This is a genomic window from Exiguobacterium sp. s132, assembly GCF_018617235.1.
GTDB lineage: Bacteria > Bacillota > Bacilli > Exiguobacteriales > Exiguobacteriaceae > Exiguobacterium > Exiguobacterium profundum.
The window spans coordinates 2,011,052-2,025,441 of the sequence record NZ_JACSJU010000001.1 but is presented as its reverse complement, the minus strand read 5'-3'; the positions used below and the strand labels follow the sequence as shown (position 1 = coordinate 2,025,441).

Sequence of the window (14,390 nt, the reverse complement as noted above, 5' to 3'; positions counted from 1 at the left end):
ATACTGGAACGAGTGAATCGAATGGAGGAAATAGAATGACTGAGTACCCGAATTGCCCAAAATGCCAATCATCTTATGTGTACGAGGATGGCCCGTTGCTTGTATGCCCAGAATGTGCCTATGAATGGTCACCGAGTGAGGCGGCAGAAGCAGAAGCAGCGTCACAAATCAAAGATGCGAACGGAAACCCGCTTCAAGACGGAGACACTGTCACCGTGATCAAGGATTTGAAAGTGAAAGGAACCTCGCTTGTCGTCAAACAAGGAACGAAAGTGAAGGGGATTCGACTCGTGGAAGGTGACCATGATATCGACTGTAAAATCGAGGGACTTGGTGCGATGAAACTGAAGTCGGAGTTCGTGAAGAAAATCTAAAAAAGTGTTTCGGCGAGTTGCCGAAACACTTTTTGTATTACGAGAAGAACGGTTTGTACTCGCGACGTTCATGCATGATGGACACCCATTGAAGCGTCGTGAACTCTTCGAGTACCCATTCACCGTTGAAGCGTCCGAGACCAGAGTTTTTCTCGCCTCCGAACGGCATGTGCGGTTCATCGTTGACCGACTGATCGTTGACGTGAATCATGCCAGTTTCGACTTTTCGTGCAAAATTGGTTGCACGGTAAACCGAGCCATGAACGGCACCGCTCAATCCGTACGGTAATTCGTTCGAAAGACGAACAGCCTCTTCGTCATCTTTAAACGAAAGGATGACCGCGACCGGACCGAATATTTCGTTTTTCGCGAGCGGCATGTCATTCGTGACGACACTGAGGACGGTCGGTTCGAGGACGTTGCCGTCCGCTGTCCCGCCAGTATGAACGGTCGCACCGGCATCAACCGTTTTCTCGATTTGGTCTAAGATGCGATCGACTTGATCGTGGTCGATGAGCGGGCCGACTTGCGTATCTTTTTCATTCGGGTCACCCGCTTTCAACTGTTTAACGCGCTCGACATAGCGCTCCACGAATTCGTCATGAATCGACTCGGCGACGAGGATTCGGTTCGTCGACATACAGATTTGTCCTTGGTGGAAGAACTTGCTATAGACGGCTGATTCGACGGCACGGTCGAGGTCGGCATCATCGAGAACGACAAACACGTTATTCCCACCGAGTTCAAGTGCTGTTTTCTTCAACAAACGACCTGCCTTTTCCGCAATCCCTTGACCGACCTCGGTCGAACCTGTGAACGAGATGAGGCGCGGGATTGGGTGTTCGACGATGGCGTCCCCGATTTCAGACCCTCGTCCGACGACAACGTTGAGCACACCTTTTGGAAGTCCTGCTTCTTCGAAGAGGGATGCGAATAGGAGACCACCCGTGACTGGTGTCGCCGTAGCCGGTTTGACGACGGCCGTATTCCCCGTCGCGAGAGCTGTCACGATTGAACGGACAGCCAAGTGGAACGGGAAGTTCCATGGGCTGATGATGCCGATGACCCCAAGTGGTTTGCGATATACCCGGTTCTCTTTATTCGGAACGATCGAAGGTTTGATGAGCCCGTCCATACGGAAAGGGAACGTCGCGGCTTCTTTGATGATTGCCATTGATGCAGCGAACTCACTCTCTGCTTTGATACGTGTACTACCGGACTCTTTCACGAGCCAGTCGACGATAAAGTCTTTGTTGTCCATCGTCAGCTGGGCAAACTTCTCAATCAACTCACGTCGTGCTTGTGGAAGCATGTCGGCCCAGTCCGTCTGAGACGCTTTCGCTGCTTCATAAGCACGATTCAAGTCCTCTTCATCCGCTGATTGAATCGAGAAGAGAGTCTCGTTCGAGAATGGATTGACGTTGTCGATCGACTTTTCACTTGATCCATTTACCCACTCACCATTGATGTACATGTTCGTAAAATCTGTATGCATATTTGAACACTCCTTTGTTTTTTCTTCACCATAAGAAGTATTCACTTGTTTTAGAAAAATAAACATATCAATGTATTGGATTTGGTAAACTTGAATCAAGTAAATTCAACAAGTTTAGGAGCAGACGATGAAAACTTGCTGTGTGAGTTTATTCCTCTTCGTGCCTTGGGCATTTTTTGTGGCGGCAATGGATTATGTATGGGGTTTTCCATTTGGATATTTGATTGTACCGGTGATCATTTGGTGGGTAACAAAACAATCTTTGAGGCATTTGCAAATACGCTTTGTATTAGCTTTCTTGCTTGGATCGTATGGTGTGTCGGTTTATTTGGCCTACTTGTTTGAGAACGATTGAGGATACTTCTTCAAGCCGTTAACGCTCAGTGGGGTTGTTCACGCATGGTCGGTCGCGATATTGATTGGGGTACTCGTGATATTGATTAATTATGGAGCTCAAAAATAAAACCAGTCATCTAATAGACATTGAGAGGGGGATACGGCATATCTCCCTTTTTTGATGTTCGTTTCTACTTCCTGTACAGTTAAGACGAAGAGAGGGGTTAGAAAGAAATATGAAACGTTATGAAGCGATTTTATTTGATATTGATGACACACTACTAGATTTTAAACAAAGTGAACATGTCGCCTTGGAACAGTTACTTGCATCCTACAACGTCCGGATGACGGATGAAGTGAAGTCGCGCTATGTCGACATCAACACGGACCTGTGGCGTGCGTTTGAGCGCGGCGAAGTGGACCGGGAAGAAGTGCTCATCGGTCGTCACACGAAACTGTTCGATTCGCTCGGTCTCACGGTCGATGGACCATATGTCGAACAGCAATATCGAGACTATTTACATGCAGGCGTGCACATGGTTGATGGTGCTTTGGAGGTCGTGCGAAAGCTGAGCAACGATTATCCGCTCTATATCGTCACAAACGGTGTGACGGAGACGCAATTCAAACGGTTAGAGTCATCTGGACTATTGCCGTACTTCCAAGATGTCTTCGTATCGGATGCGACCGGCTCGCAAAAACCGATGAAACCGTTTTTCGACTACGTCTTCGACCGAATCCCGAATGTAGCGCCAGAGAAAGGTTTGATTATCGGTGACTCGGTCACGGCAGACATCGCCGGTGGGCGGATGTATGGTTTGGATACGTGCTGGTTCAATCCGAACGAAGTGGCTGCGACGATTGAGTCAACGTATGAGATTCGACATTTAAACGAGTTGAAATCGCTACTCTAAGTTCAAGCTGGATTGAGTGAATGAGTTGGCAAACGGTTCGGGAGTTGAGCGAGTATTTCCGGATAAAGCGTGACGTCTTGTAGACGGTCAAGCTTTATCCAACGATAAATCAGGTGATCTCCTTCAGGTCCATAAAAGTCTCCGTCTTGGAGCGGGAGGTCACCGTCTACATAAAAGTACAGTCCAATCTCATGAAACGGCTGATTGTTGTACGTAAATAAGTTCTCGTGCACGAAAGCGAACGTGGTATCAGTCACGTGCATGTTCAACTCTTCATGTAGCTCGCGTGCGAGGGCGGTTGCGGCTTCTTCACCGAGCGTGACGCGCCCCCCGGGTAATGCCCAAAAGTCATCTCGGATGTTTCGGTGAATCAATAAGTGACCGTCTTTCACAAAAATACCAGCAACGCGGTAATTGAAAACGCCGTGTTCAGTAGGAAATACGAGATCCATCTATATCACTTCCAATCATTGTAATCTGTTCTAGTATACCTGAAGGAGGGATCATATGTTTCAACCACATACGCAATATCGAGATGAAAATTTTCGTGACGTGACACTCCGTGACGAAGTGTTGTCACACGTCACGTTCGAGAACTGTCGCTTCACATACGTCGATGCGACGGAACTACAGACGGAACGCTGTCAGTTCATCAACTGCGACTTCACGGATTCAAAATGGAATGCGTCCCGTCATGTCGGGAGTTCATTTTTAAACTGTCAATTCCATGGTGCCAATTTGTTCATGAGTGAGTTTGAGCAATGTAAAATGACGGGATCTTCCTTTGAGGAGAGTCAGTTTGAAGGCGTCCGGGTAACGGAAGGGGATTGGTCATTCGTCAACCTTCGTCACGTGTCGCTCAAGAAGATGGATTGGTCCCACGTTCGTTTGGTCGAGGCGGACCTGTATGGAACGGACTTGACCGAAACGGTTTGGCATCAGGCGGACTTGTCACGGGCGACACTTCAACATGCGGTGTGCCGTGGCGCCGACTTCAGAGGAGCACTTGTCGACGGGGTTGATTTTTCGAACGTGACGTTACAACAAACAAAACTAGACGCGATGCAGGCGATTCAAGTCGCGCGCTCATTGGGGGCGATTGTAGAATGAAACCAGAACAAATCATTGAACAGTTGATTGCGTTCGCAAAAGAACGTGAGCACATTCGAACGGTCGTCTTGAACGGCTCACTCGTCAATCCGAACATCCGACCAGACCCGTACCAGGATGTCGACCTTGCCTTTTATGTGGAAGACGTCCGAGCGGTTGCGGCCGATCGCTCATGGATTGACACATGTGGAGAGGTCTTGATCATGCAGACACCTGAAACGGCTGATTCCGGACGACATGTAACGTTTTTAGTGCAATATGTAGACGGACATCGGATTGATTTGACGATTCGGAGTGTGGATCAACTTGAAACCATGCTCGAAGTCGACTCGCTCAGTCAAATTATCTTTGACCGAGACCGTTATCCAGTCGTCACGCCTTCTGACCTGTCGTATCGCGTGAAACGTCCGTCTGCTGACGAGTATGCGGCATGTTGGAATGAGTTTTGGTGGGTGTCACTTTATGTTGTCAAAGGAATCAAGCGACACCAGGTGTTATACGCGCTCGACCACCTCGATATCATGCGGAATATGCTCCGTCAGATGATGGAGTGGAACATTGGCTATGCGACGGAATTCTCCGTGAATCTAGGGAAGTCCGGTGACGGGATCCGCGACCATTTGCCAGAAGAGTTATGGGAGATGCTCACGGCAACATACGCTTCAGCTGAGTTGAGTGCCATTGAAGATACACATGATCGGTTGCAGTCGCTCTTCTTCTTTTGTGCACAACGTGTCGCCGAACAAGGGGATTTCGTGTTTCGAGAAGAGGAAGCCAGACGCGTTCGTGCCGCATGTGCAACACTTCGACATTCAAACGATTAATGACGGCGAGAGCCGGGAAACGCTCCTTATAGAGAAAGGAGCGTTTTTTCATGAATCCATACACGACATTTATTGCCCTACTTGTTGGGAGTCTGGTCCTCTTTGTCGGCATTCGTCTAAAGAAATGGCCGATCATTCTGGTTGCGATGCTTCCCCTTGGTCTTGTTGCATTTAATATGTTTTTACTCATCACGGGACGATAGGAAGATTTTCACTTGTCTTTTTGATAAATCGATTTGATGAAGAAGGCACTCGGTAACAAAATACCGATGGCTCCTTCGATGATAGCGAATAATCGGGTTAAACCGACCGGTAACAAATCACCAAAGCCAATCGAAAGTAAAGTGACACCGCTAAAATACAATAAATTTTCCCAAGTCGGTTCGACGGCATTCATGGATTCGAGTGAAGTCACGAGAATGACTGAATCACGAGACAGTGCATAATAAATCAATGTGAATCCTAACATGACACCGAATAGGCTGACGAACAACTGAGTGAACAATCTTCCATCAAATCCTGTTTGCTTGTACGTTCGACGTTTGAAAAACCAAAATACGTTCAAACTGATGAACAGTAAGGCAATCGTCAATAAAATGGTATTCAATCTCTACACATCCTTTTCAGTACGAACAGAGTCACTTACCCATTCCCGTAACGAAGAATAGGAAACGGAATCAGAAAAGGTTTTCAATTGATGAAAAGATTGATAGAATGTGGTCGAAGACGACTGAATTTCATAATGTTTGCCACTAGGGGAGTCGCGTCACGCGGCTGAGATGGACATGGTCCAGACCCTTCGAACCTGATCTAGTTCACGCTAGCGTAGGGAAGTGGGCGAGACGACTCATATGGCTTCACCTAGATATGATTGTTCGAGACGCCGCTTCCGTTATGGGAGGCGGCGTCTTTTTTATCAGTTTATAAGGGGGAGTTATTATGAAATTTACAGATCACTTACGTCAAGAGGCGGATGGATTGTTTGAAGCAAGCTTTCATCACCCATTTGTTCGTTCACTCGGAGAAGGGACGCTCGATGAGAAGAAATTCAGACATTACGTCATGCAAGACTCATACTATTTGAATCAGTTTTCAAAAGTGCAGGCCAAAGGGGCAACCCTCGCTCCGACGATGGAACTATCGAGCCGCTTTTTGACGCATGCGCTACACACGATTGAGGCGGAACTCTCCCTTCATCGAGAGTTCTTTACGATGCTCAACGTGACGGATGTCGAATTGGCGACATTTGAGCCAGCACCGACCGCTTATGCATATGCCCTTCATATGCAACAGGCAGGACCGACTCTCGGGGACGTATTGGCGTCAATCCTTCCGTGTTATTGGGTGTATTACGAGATTGGAGAACGTCTTAAAGACAAGCGTCCTGATCATCCGATTTATTCAGCTTGGATTGCGACGTATGGTTCGGAGTGGTTCCGTGAGCTGGTGGAAGAGCAAATTGATCGGTTGGATGAACTGGCTGGTCAAGCGACAGAAGAAGAGCGCGTGCGCTATACGAAACTATTCTTGAAGAGTTGCTATTACGAAGTCGCTTTTTGGGAAATGGCTTGGACGCTTGAGTCGTGGTCATTGTCGCAGGAGGTCAACCAATGAGACATGAGATTTGGAATGAGATTCGACAGCAGGCGCCATTGATTCACAATATCACGAACACGGTCGTGGCGAACTTTTCGGCGAATGGATTGCTCGCCATCGGCGCCTCTCCTGTCATGGCGGATGCAATCGAAGAAGTAGCGGAGATGACATTCGTGAGCGATGCGCTCGTACTTAACATCGGTACACTTGGAACGATGACGGAAGCGACGATGATTCGCGCAGGTCAGGCTGCGAACGAAGCGGGATGCCCGATTATACTCGACCCGGTCGGTGTCGGAGCGACGTCATTTCGACGAGATGTGGTCGAACGCATTTTGCGTCATGTTCGTGTATCGGTCATTCGAGGGAATGCAGGAGAGATTGCGACATTGATTGGCGTCGATTGGGCGGCTCGTGGTGTCGATGCTGGTGACGGTGCATGCGAGCCTCGACAATTGGCGCTTGAAGCAGCGAGACGATACGGATGTGTCGTGGCCGTGACAGGAAAAGAAGATATGGTAAGTGACGGGAACGTCGTTATGGAAATACATGGCGGGACGAAACGCATGACCGAGACGACCGGTACGGGATGTTTACTCAGTGCAGTGGTCGGGGCTTGCTTAGCAGTCGAAAAGAACACCCTTAAAGCGACGGTGACCGCCATGTCAGGCTACGCCTATTGCGGTGAGTTGGCGAGTGAACGGGCTGAAGGACCGGGAGACTTCCCGATTCACTTTTTAAATGCGCTCCATCAATTGGCACAGCATACCATCCCGACGAATCGAATTGAGGTGTCGACATCATGAGACCTCAAGTGTTGACAATTGCAGGATCTGACTCAGGAGGAGGGGCCGGTATTCAAGCCGATCTTAAAACGTTTCAAGAACTCGGTGTATTCGGGACGAGCGTGTTGACTGCGATTACCGCTCAAAACACACTTGGGGTCCATGGAATCGAGGCGATTTCCACGGAAATGATTATCCGACAAATTGATGCGGTAGCGGATGATTTTAACATCACCGCCTGTAAAACCGGGATGTTGGTGGACGCTGAACGAATTGAAGCGGTAGCGAAGGGGCTCGAACGATATCGTTTCGAACATGTAGTAGTCGATCCGGTCATGGTGGCGAAAGGTGGCGCTTCCTTGTTGCAAGTTAGTGCAGTCGAAGCACTGCGCACGAAGCTGCTACCACAGGCGACCATCGTGACCCCAAATATTCCTGAAGCAGAAGTGCTGGCAGGAATGGAAATTCGAACCGAGGCAGACCGCATGAAAGCCGCACAGGCGATTCGAGCACTTGGTGTCGATACCGTCATTATCAAAGGTGGGCATACGGATGATGTGGAGGCCGTTGATTTGATTATGAGCGAGACTGAAGCGTTCTGTGTAAAAGCGCCTAGAATCCAAACGAAAGATACGCACGGGACGGGATGTACGTTCTCTGCCGCATTGACGGCCGAACTAGCGTATGGGAAGACACTACGCCAAGCCGTCGTAGATGCGAAGCAGTTTATTCATCAGGCGATTGCACATGGATTATCGATTGGACAGGGGCATGGACCGACGAATCATTGGGGACATCGTTTAGCGAAAGAAGAGGTGATTACCGTTGACGTTCTGTACGAAACAAGCGCTCGCTAAGCAGCTTCGCCTTTACTTTGTGTGTGGAACGACGGACGCGTCCGATTTGGTGGCGACCGTCAAAACGGCACTTCGATGTGGTGTGACATGTTTTCAATTTCGCGAAAAAGGTAAAGATGCATTGTATGGAGATAAAAAAGAAGCGATGGCAAGGACGCTCCAACGTCTGTGTCGAGAAACGGGTGTTCCGTTCATAATCAACGACGACGTCGACTTGGCGCTCGCGATTGACGCGGATGGCATTCACGTCGGACAAGACGACTTACCTGCCAAACAGGTTCGAGAACGGCTAGGACCAGATAAATGGTTGGGGGTGTCTGTCCATACGATGGAGGAAGTCAGAACGGCTCTTCCATTTGCAGATTATGTCGGCATTGGTCCGATTCATGAGACGCAAAGTAAACTGGATGCAGGACATGTGCGTGGCACGGAACTGATTCAACAAGTTCGCCATCACTATCCACTGCTTCCGATTGTGGGGATCGGAGGTATTCGTCCAGAGCATGTGCCTTCAATCATTCGTGACGGGGCAGACGGCGTTGCCGTCATTTCTGCCATTGCTTCTGCACCGGATGTAGCAACGGCTACCCGGCGTTTCGCTTGTCTCTGAATTCATTTTTGAGGAGGAAGACAGATGAACGTATTTGTAATCGGTGCAAACGGTCAAATTGGCCATCAATTGGTGGAGAAGTTACACAAGGAAGGAAAGCATCACGTCACGGCGATGGTGCGTAAAGAAAAACAACTCGAGGATTTTAAGTCAAAAGGGTACAATGCGGTACTCGGTGACCTCGAAGGTTCAGTAGATGATTTGCAAAAAGCGATTGATGGAATGGATGTTATCGTATTCGCGGCAGGTTCTGGTGGAAGTACTGGAGCAGACAAGACACTCTTGATCGACCTAGACGGTGCAGCGAAGAGTATCGAAGCAGCACAAGCGAACGGGAACATCAAACACTTCGTCATGGTCAGTGCCTTGAAAGCGGAGGATCGCTCAGCTTGGCCAGATTCGATGAAGCCGTACTACGTAGCGAAGCATCATGCAGATCGTTTACTCGAACAGAGTGGACTCACGTACACGATTGTTCGTCCGGGTGCATTGACAGATGATGCGGGAACGGGCAAAGTGAACACGAAATTCGAGGGAAGTGGAGAGATCCCACGCGAAGACGTCGCATCATTCTTGGTGCATGTCCTTCATAACCATTCAAACGTGCAGAACAAAGCAATTGATTTGATCAAAGGGGATACCCCAATCGAAGAAACGCTATAAGTGTGTGACATCAAAAACGGGATGAGAAAACCATCCCGTTTTTTGTTGCGTTAAAGAGGGAAAAGAACGCAGGATAACGAAATAGAAGAATACGAACAGGTGAGGAGGTTCCGCATGACCGAGATGTTCATTTATCTGGCGGTCTATTTGTTGCCGTCATTTTTACTCGGCTTTTTAGCACTCGATGTCTTTCAACGAAATCCGAATAAAGTCGAGCATCGTTTGCTGAGCCTGTTTGTGTTCGGTTATTCGATGCTCTTCTTGGCTGAATTTGTCCGCCATCTATCACCGATTGAATACAGTCCGGCACTCATTGCCTATTGGTTTGGGAACGCTGGGATTTTCATTTTTATCTTCTCTGTTCATTTCATATTAAGTATCACAGGCGTCGGCGCAAAGGCACCGAAGTGGTTGTATCCATGGATCGTCTATTTACCATTGATTCCTGTTGTGTTGACGTATGTCCGTCAGGAGAATATCATCAACAGTCAACAGTTTGAACAAGTAGGCATTTGGATTTATCCTGAGTTCAACTCATCGTATTTAACTACGTTGACCGTCGGAAACATTTTTCATCTATTGATTATTGGTCTCATTTTTTATGCATTGAAGCGTGCGGAACGAAGAGAACACCAACGCGTATTGCGCATGCTTTTTTGGACTGCAAATGCCGTACTAATATGGGATATTGTATTCGGCTACTTTCAATTTCGTGGGTTGATCCCACCCTATTCATACATGTATGGGGGGCTTGTTTGGGCGGTAGCATTGGTCGTTGCGATGAATCGTTTAGACTTCTTAACCTCTTATGTAAAACGATATGGGACACTTTATAATTTAAATCCATCCGCCATCTTGTTGATTGACCCGGATGGGAGGGTGGAAAGTGCGAATCCGGCCGCACGCACGCTATTTCATACTGTCCGTGTCGTGAATGAACGGTTTATCGATTTGTTGCCAGAAAAGAAAAAAGCAGAGTGGATGGAACACTACAGCCAACATTTTCGGACACGTAAAAAGTTTATAGAGTTTGAAACGAAGATTATGACAAAGTCTGGGCAAGAGCTTTACGTCGTCATCGATGGTGATTTTGTCGATATCGACCGCACGATTCACGGGATGATTATCATTCGGGATGTCCACTCGTTTAAAGAGGCCGAGCAAACAATCCGATTCTTTGCCTATCATGACCCACTGACGAAGCTGGCGAACCGACGTGCATTTTATGAACGCGCAGACCAGGCGTTGCTTAGTTCCTCGATGCTGTCTTTATTGATTATTGATCTGGACGGTTTTAAAGCAGTCAATGATACGTACGGTCACCAGATTGGAGATTATTTCTTAACTCATTTGGGTGGATTGCTGGAAGCGTCGACACGAGACGTTGGCTTGGCCTCTCGTGTTGGCGGGGATGAGTTTTATATTTATTTAGTGGATTTAACAGAATCGGAAGTGCTTGCATTTATTCACGAACTTCAGATGACGTTAAATCAAAACCCTTACCACACGTCCGATGTGACGATTCCAATCCGTGCGAGTATTGGGGTCAGTCATGCTCCCGACCAAGGAACAAATTTAGACACGTTGATCCATAAAGCGGATCAGGCGATGTATCAGATCAAGCAAGATGGAAAAAATGATTACGCCATCTATGACGAGGCGTTACATGGTCCGAAATAAAGGGAAAATAGTAGTGTTTGATTATGGAGAGGAGGATGCAACATGTCAGAAAGACCATTAGTAACGATGCGCGCCGAAGGAGAAGCCGGAGGCGTTAAGACGACTGTGCGTGTAGGCGATCACACCCCATTTATCGTGGATGAGCCAGAACGACTCGGTGGGACGAACAAGGGACCGAATCCACTCGAGTATCTTCTCGGTGCCCAGTCGTCCTGTACGACCATCATGATTGCCTATGCCGCCCAGGATTTGAACTTTGAGTATGAAGGGGTCGAGTTTGTAACAGAAGGGACGCTCGATCCTCGAGGATTCCAAGGGATGGAAGGTGTCCGAACTTACTTTGAGTCGACACATATGAAAATCGTATTGGATACGACCGAATCGGATGAGCGAATCGAAGCATTAAGGAAGGCTGTCGAGGCACGTTGTCCAATTCATAATCTCATGCATGCAGCAGACGTAGCGATGACGGCAGAATGGACTCGAAAATAAGGATGAGGGCAACCTCATCTTTTTTACATAGAAATCGTGAAAAGAGTACGGAGGGAAGACGAATGCATCACCGACCGATGACGCGTGAATGGGCATGTCAAATTCAAGAATGGACCTATGAAGCTCCTTATGACTTCTATAATCAATCGCCTTCTGAAGAGGGAATCGCCGAGTTGATGACGTATCAGGTGATTGTAGAGGAGCATGAGCTGATTGGATTTTATTGCATCGGTTCCCCGGCTCAAGTGCCCAATTCGACATATCCGTATTGTTTAGAATTTACGGATATCGGGTTGGGGATGCGACCCGATATGACGGGGAAAGGACATGGCCGATTGTTTGTGACGTACGTCATGGAGAGAGCGATGGAACGGGGCAAACCGCTTCGTTTGACCGTCGCCGCTTTTAACGAACGAGCGATTCATCTATACGATACGGTCGGATTTCGCACCATCACATCATTCGAGCGGAATGGTACCCCGTTTAAAGTGATGGTGCGCGATTAACCATATTGTTTTTGATGTGCCTTTTTACGTCGTAAATAATCCTCATCGGCACGAAGTTGATCCCAATACGTTTTGAAGATGCGAGCAGACTCTGCCTTCTCTTCGTCGATTTCGCGCTCATGGAGGTCACCGTCTTCTTTATATTTACGACCGCCTTTATAATTGGCATAGCGTCGGGCCCGCGTGTAGCCCATTTGGATGAACTTTCGGGCCATGTCCATCCCGACGAAATCGTCATTCGCGCGATACGCTTCAAACAATTCCATAATTTCTTCGGCAGATTGCTTCGCAATCTCGGGCGTCTTGAATCGCCAATGTGGCAAAATCTCACTTTTATACGGTTCGACGAGTAGTACGCCTTGTTCGCCACGCCCGACCCGATACAATTCGGGTTGTTGTCGGAAGTCGATTTCATCGAAGTTTAAGTCATAATCAAATGGCATGTTCATTCCTCCTCGCCTAACGTTTCCCATTAGGTCGGTGGAGGAAACAACTTGAAGGAAAAGGACGGGTTGATATGATCACTCTAGAGACAGAACGATTGATTTTACGGGCATTTTCGTTAAAAGACGCAGAAGATATGTATCATTATGCAAAAGATGAACGAGTCGGACCGATGGCTGGTTGGGCACCCCATGAATCGATTGAAGAAACAAGGGACGTCATTCAACTGTTTATCGAGGAAGCAGATGTATGGGCCATCGTCTTGAAAGAGACTGGGCAAGTAATCGGTAGCATCGGGTTACACGACCGAAGACCAGACCCTTCGATTCAACATGAGGCACAGCGTGAGATTGGTTATGTGCTCAGTCCAGACAATTGGGGGAATGGTTACGCGCCGGAAGCCGTTCAGGCGATGATTCGATTTGGGTTCGAAGCGTTAGGGTTAGAGCGGATTTGGTGCGGCTACTTCAGCTTCAATGACCAATCGCGACGCGTCGTTGAAAAGTCTGGATTCACTTATGCGTTTACAAAACAACAGGAATTGACCCGGCTCGATGGACGAACGGTAGAATGTCTCGTCTATGTTCAACTAAATCCTACGTTCTCTACACATTGAAGCACGATTTCAATGTGTTTTTTCATGAAATCATAAAAATCTCTTGATATGTAACCGGTTACACATTAAGATGGTTTTGTAAGCGTTTCCAGAACGGAGGATGTCAAATGGCGACCATCAAACAAGTAGCAAAACATGCGAACGTCTCAGTGGCGACCGTATCACGCGTTATGAATAAAAGCGGATATGTGAGCGAAGAGGCGAAAGAAGCGGTCGAAAAGGCGATTGCGGAACTGAATTACGCGCCGAACCGAGTTGCTCGTTCGCTCTATAAAAAATCGTCGAATTTGATTGGACTTATCATGCCAGATATCACGAACCCGTTCTTTCCACAGCTGGCTCGGGCGATTGAGGATGTCGCCAATCAACATGGGTATCAAGTCGTCTTATGTAACACGGATGAACAACTTGAAAAAGAACAGACGTATTTAGTCGCCTTGCAAACGATGCACGTCGATGGCCTGATTATTACAACAAATCATTCGCACAATCCGAATTATGAGACGTTGGATTTACCGATGGTCGCACTAGACCGAATCGTAAAAGCGGGGATCGACGCCGTTGTATCAGATGGATATGAGGGTGGAAAGTTGGCGGCCGACACGCTGTTACAACGTGGTGCGACACGACTGGCACACATTGCCGGACCGGATCATCTCAAAACGGTCAAACGCCGAACCGAAGGATTTGTCGAAGTAGCGGGAGAGAAGCTCGTCGGGATGACCGAGTCCACGTTCACGTTCAAAGACGCCTTGAAAGCGTCCCAAGAGCTGTTCGACCATGCTTGGCCATTCGATGGCATTTTCGCAGCGAACGATGTGATTGCAGCCGCCGTATTACAGGAAGCAGTCCGTCGAGACATTCGTGTCCCAGAAGAGCTACAGGTCATCGGATATGACGGGATCGAATTAGGCGAGATGACGTCTCCGCCGCTGACGACCATCGTCCAGCCTATCTATGAGATGGGGCGAGTGGCGACAGAACGATTGCTCGATTTGATTGAGAAAAAAGACACGCGACCGAAAGAGATGTTATTACCGGTCACGTTACTTGAAAGACACACGACAAAGCGGAAGGAGAGATAAAGA

General features: G+C 48.0%; 20 protein-coding genes and 1 riboswitch. Of the genes, 16 read left to right on the top strand and 4 right to left on the bottom strand.

Annotated features, from left to right (window positions below):
• Positions 1 to 35: 35 nt before the first annotated feature.
• Complete coding sequence (locus tag KNO78_RS10305; RefSeq protein WP_031421951.1) at positions 36 to 374, top strand: zinc ribbon domain-containing protein YjdM; 339 nt, start codon at positions 36 to 38, stop codon at positions 372 to 374.
• Between the two features lie 37 nt (positions 375 to 411).
• Here KNO78_RS10305 and KNO78_RS10300 read toward each other — a convergent pair whose 3' ends face one another.
• Positions 412 to 1,869, bottom strand: coding sequence for an aldehyde dehydrogenase family protein (locus tag KNO78_RS10300; protein WP_214690366.1), 1,458 nt, complete (start codon positions 1,867 to 1,869; stop codon positions 412 to 414).
• 90 nt (positions 1,870 to 1,959) lie between these two features.
• On the opposite strand from KNO78_RS10300, the gene KNO78_RS10295 reads away from it, so the two are divergent.
• Both KNO78_RS10295 and KNO78_RS10290 read left to right on the top strand, forming a co-directional pair.
• Complete coding sequence (locus KNO78_RS10295) at positions 1,960 to 2,214, top strand: hypothetical protein (RefSeq protein WP_143180215.1); 255 nt, start codon at positions 1,960 to 1,962, stop codon at positions 2,212 to 2,214.
• A gap of 227 nt (positions 2,215 to 2,441) precedes the next feature.
• Positions 2,442 to 3,119, top strand: coding sequence for a YjjG family noncanonical pyrimidine nucleotidase (locus tag KNO78_RS10290; RefSeq protein ID WP_214690367.1), 678 nt, complete (start codon positions 2,442 to 2,444; stop codon positions 3,117 to 3,119).
• A gap of 2 nt (positions 3,120 to 3,121) precedes the next feature.
• On the opposite strand, the gene KNO78_RS10285 is transcribed toward KNO78_RS10290, so the two are convergent.
• Complete coding sequence (locus KNO78_RS10285; protein WP_074035444.1) at positions 3,122 to 3,571, bottom strand: NUDIX hydrolase; 450 nt, start codon at positions 3,569 to 3,571, stop codon at positions 3,122 to 3,124.
• A 55-nt stretch (positions 3,572 to 3,626) separates the two neighbouring features.
• On the opposite strand from KNO78_RS10285, the gene KNO78_RS10280 reads away from it, so the two are divergent.
• From KNO78_RS10280 to KNO78_RS10270, 3 genes are read left to right on the top strand one after another with little or no spacing between them, the layout of a single operon-like run.
• On the top strand, positions 3,627 to 4,229 hold the full coding sequence (locus KNO78_RS10280) for a pentapeptide repeat-containing protein (protein WP_214690368.1): 603 nt from the start codon (positions 3,627 to 3,629) through the stop codon (positions 4,227 to 4,229).
• Positions 4,226 to 5,053, top strand: coding sequence for an aminoglycoside 6-adenylyltransferase (locus KNO78_RS10275; RefSeq protein WP_214690369.1), 828 nt, complete (start codon positions 4,226 to 4,228; stop codon positions 5,051 to 5,053). The genes KNO78_RS10280 and KNO78_RS10275 overlap by 4 nt, the downstream gene beginning before the upstream one ends.
• Positions 5,054 to 5,103: 50 nt before the next feature.
• A complete protein-coding gene (locus tag KNO78_RS10270; RefSeq protein WP_012727577.1) occupies positions 5,104 to 5,256 on the top strand; it encodes a hypothetical protein in 153 nt (50 codons plus the stop codon).
• Positions 5,257 to 5,264: 8 nt separating this feature from the next.
• Here KNO78_RS10270 and KNO78_RS10265 read toward each other — a convergent pair whose 3' ends face one another.
• The gene (locus KNO78_RS10265) at positions 5,265 to 5,660 is read right to left on the bottom strand and encodes an ion channel (RefSeq protein ID WP_159563097.1); all 396 of its coding nucleotides are present in this window, start codon (positions 5,658 to 5,660) and stop codon (positions 5,265 to 5,267) included.
• Between the two features lie 137 nt (positions 5,661 to 5,797).
• Positions 5,798 to 5,902, top strand: a riboswitch (TPP riboswitch).
• Positions 5,903 to 5,992: 90 nt separating this feature from the next.
• Here KNO78_RS10265 and tenA point away from each other — a divergent pair.
• The 8 genes from tenA to KNO78_RS10225 all read left to right on the top strand — a co-directional run bounded on the left by tenA (position 5,993) and on the right by KNO78_RS10225 (position 12,242).
• Positions 5,993 to 6,667 carry a thiaminase II gene (gene tenA, locus KNO78_RS10260; RefSeq protein ID WP_159563096.1) on the top strand — a complete coding sequence of 225 codons (675 nt, stop codon included), beginning with the start codon at positions 5,993 to 5,995 and terminating at the stop codon, positions 6,665 to 6,667.
• On the top strand, positions 6,664 to 7,455 hold the full coding sequence (gene thiM, locus KNO78_RS10255) for a hydroxyethylthiazole kinase (RefSeq protein WP_078147811.1): 792 nt from the start codon (positions 6,664 to 6,666) through the stop codon (positions 7,453 to 7,455). Before tenA ends, thiM begins: the two co-directional genes overlap by 4 nt.
• Positions 7,452 to 8,291 (top strand): bifunctional hydroxymethylpyrimidine kinase/phosphomethylpyrimidine kinase, encoded by an 840-nt coding sequence (gene thiD, locus KNO78_RS10250; protein WP_214690370.1) that lies wholly within the window; start codon positions 7,452 to 7,454, stop codon positions 8,289 to 8,291. The genes thiM and thiD overlap by 4 nt, the downstream gene beginning before the upstream one ends.
• A complete protein-coding gene (thiE, locus tag KNO78_RS10245; protein WP_074035455.1) occupies positions 8,260 to 8,901 on the top strand; it encodes a thiamine phosphate synthase in 642 nt (213 codons plus the stop codon). The genes thiD and thiE overlap by 32 nt, the downstream gene beginning before the upstream one ends.
• A gap of 24 nt (positions 8,902 to 8,925) precedes the next feature.
• On the top strand, positions 8,926 to 9,564 hold the full coding sequence (locus KNO78_RS10240; protein ID WP_159563092.1) for an SDR family oxidoreductase: 639 nt from the start codon (positions 8,926 to 8,928) through the stop codon (positions 9,562 to 9,564).
• Between the two features lie 114 nt (positions 9,565 to 9,678).
• Positions 9,679 to 11,244, top strand: a complete 1,566-nt coding sequence (locus KNO78_RS10235; protein ID WP_214690371.1) for a GGDEF domain-containing protein — start codon at positions 9,679 to 9,681, stop codon at positions 11,242 to 11,244.
• A 42-nt stretch (positions 11,245 to 11,286) separates the two neighbouring features.
• The gene (locus KNO78_RS10230) at positions 11,287 to 11,736 is read left to right on the top strand and encodes an OsmC family protein (protein ID WP_074035459.1); all 450 of its coding nucleotides are present in this window, start codon (positions 11,287 to 11,289) and stop codon (positions 11,734 to 11,736) included.
• A gap of 62 nt (positions 11,737 to 11,798) precedes the next feature.
• Positions 11,799 to 12,242, top strand: coding sequence for a GNAT family N-acetyltransferase (locus KNO78_RS10225; RefSeq protein WP_074035461.1), 444 nt, complete (start codon positions 11,799 to 11,801; stop codon positions 12,240 to 12,242).
• Here KNO78_RS10225 and KNO78_RS10220 read toward each other — a convergent pair.
• The gene (locus tag KNO78_RS10220; protein ID WP_074035462.1) at positions 12,239 to 12,685 is read right to left on the bottom strand and encodes a DUF4385 domain-containing protein; all 447 of its coding nucleotides are present in this window, start codon (positions 12,683 to 12,685) and stop codon (positions 12,239 to 12,241) included. The two genes, KNO78_RS10225 and KNO78_RS10220, sit on opposite strands and share 4 nt — an antisense overlap.
• A gap of 74 nt (positions 12,686 to 12,759) precedes the next feature.
• Between KNO78_RS10220 and KNO78_RS10215 the strand changes: the two genes are divergently transcribed.
• Both KNO78_RS10215 and KNO78_RS10210 read left to right on the top strand, forming a co-directional pair.
• Positions 12,760 to 13,302, top strand: coding sequence for a GNAT family N-acetyltransferase (locus KNO78_RS10215; protein WP_214690372.1), 543 nt, complete (start codon positions 12,760 to 12,762; stop codon positions 13,300 to 13,302).
• Positions 13,303 to 13,409: 107 nt separating this feature from the next.
• A complete protein-coding gene (locus KNO78_RS10210; protein ID WP_159563088.1) occupies positions 13,410 to 14,387 on the top strand; it encodes a LacI family DNA-binding transcriptional regulator in 978 nt (325 codons plus the stop codon).
• Positions 14,388 to 14,390 lie beyond the last annotated feature (3 nt).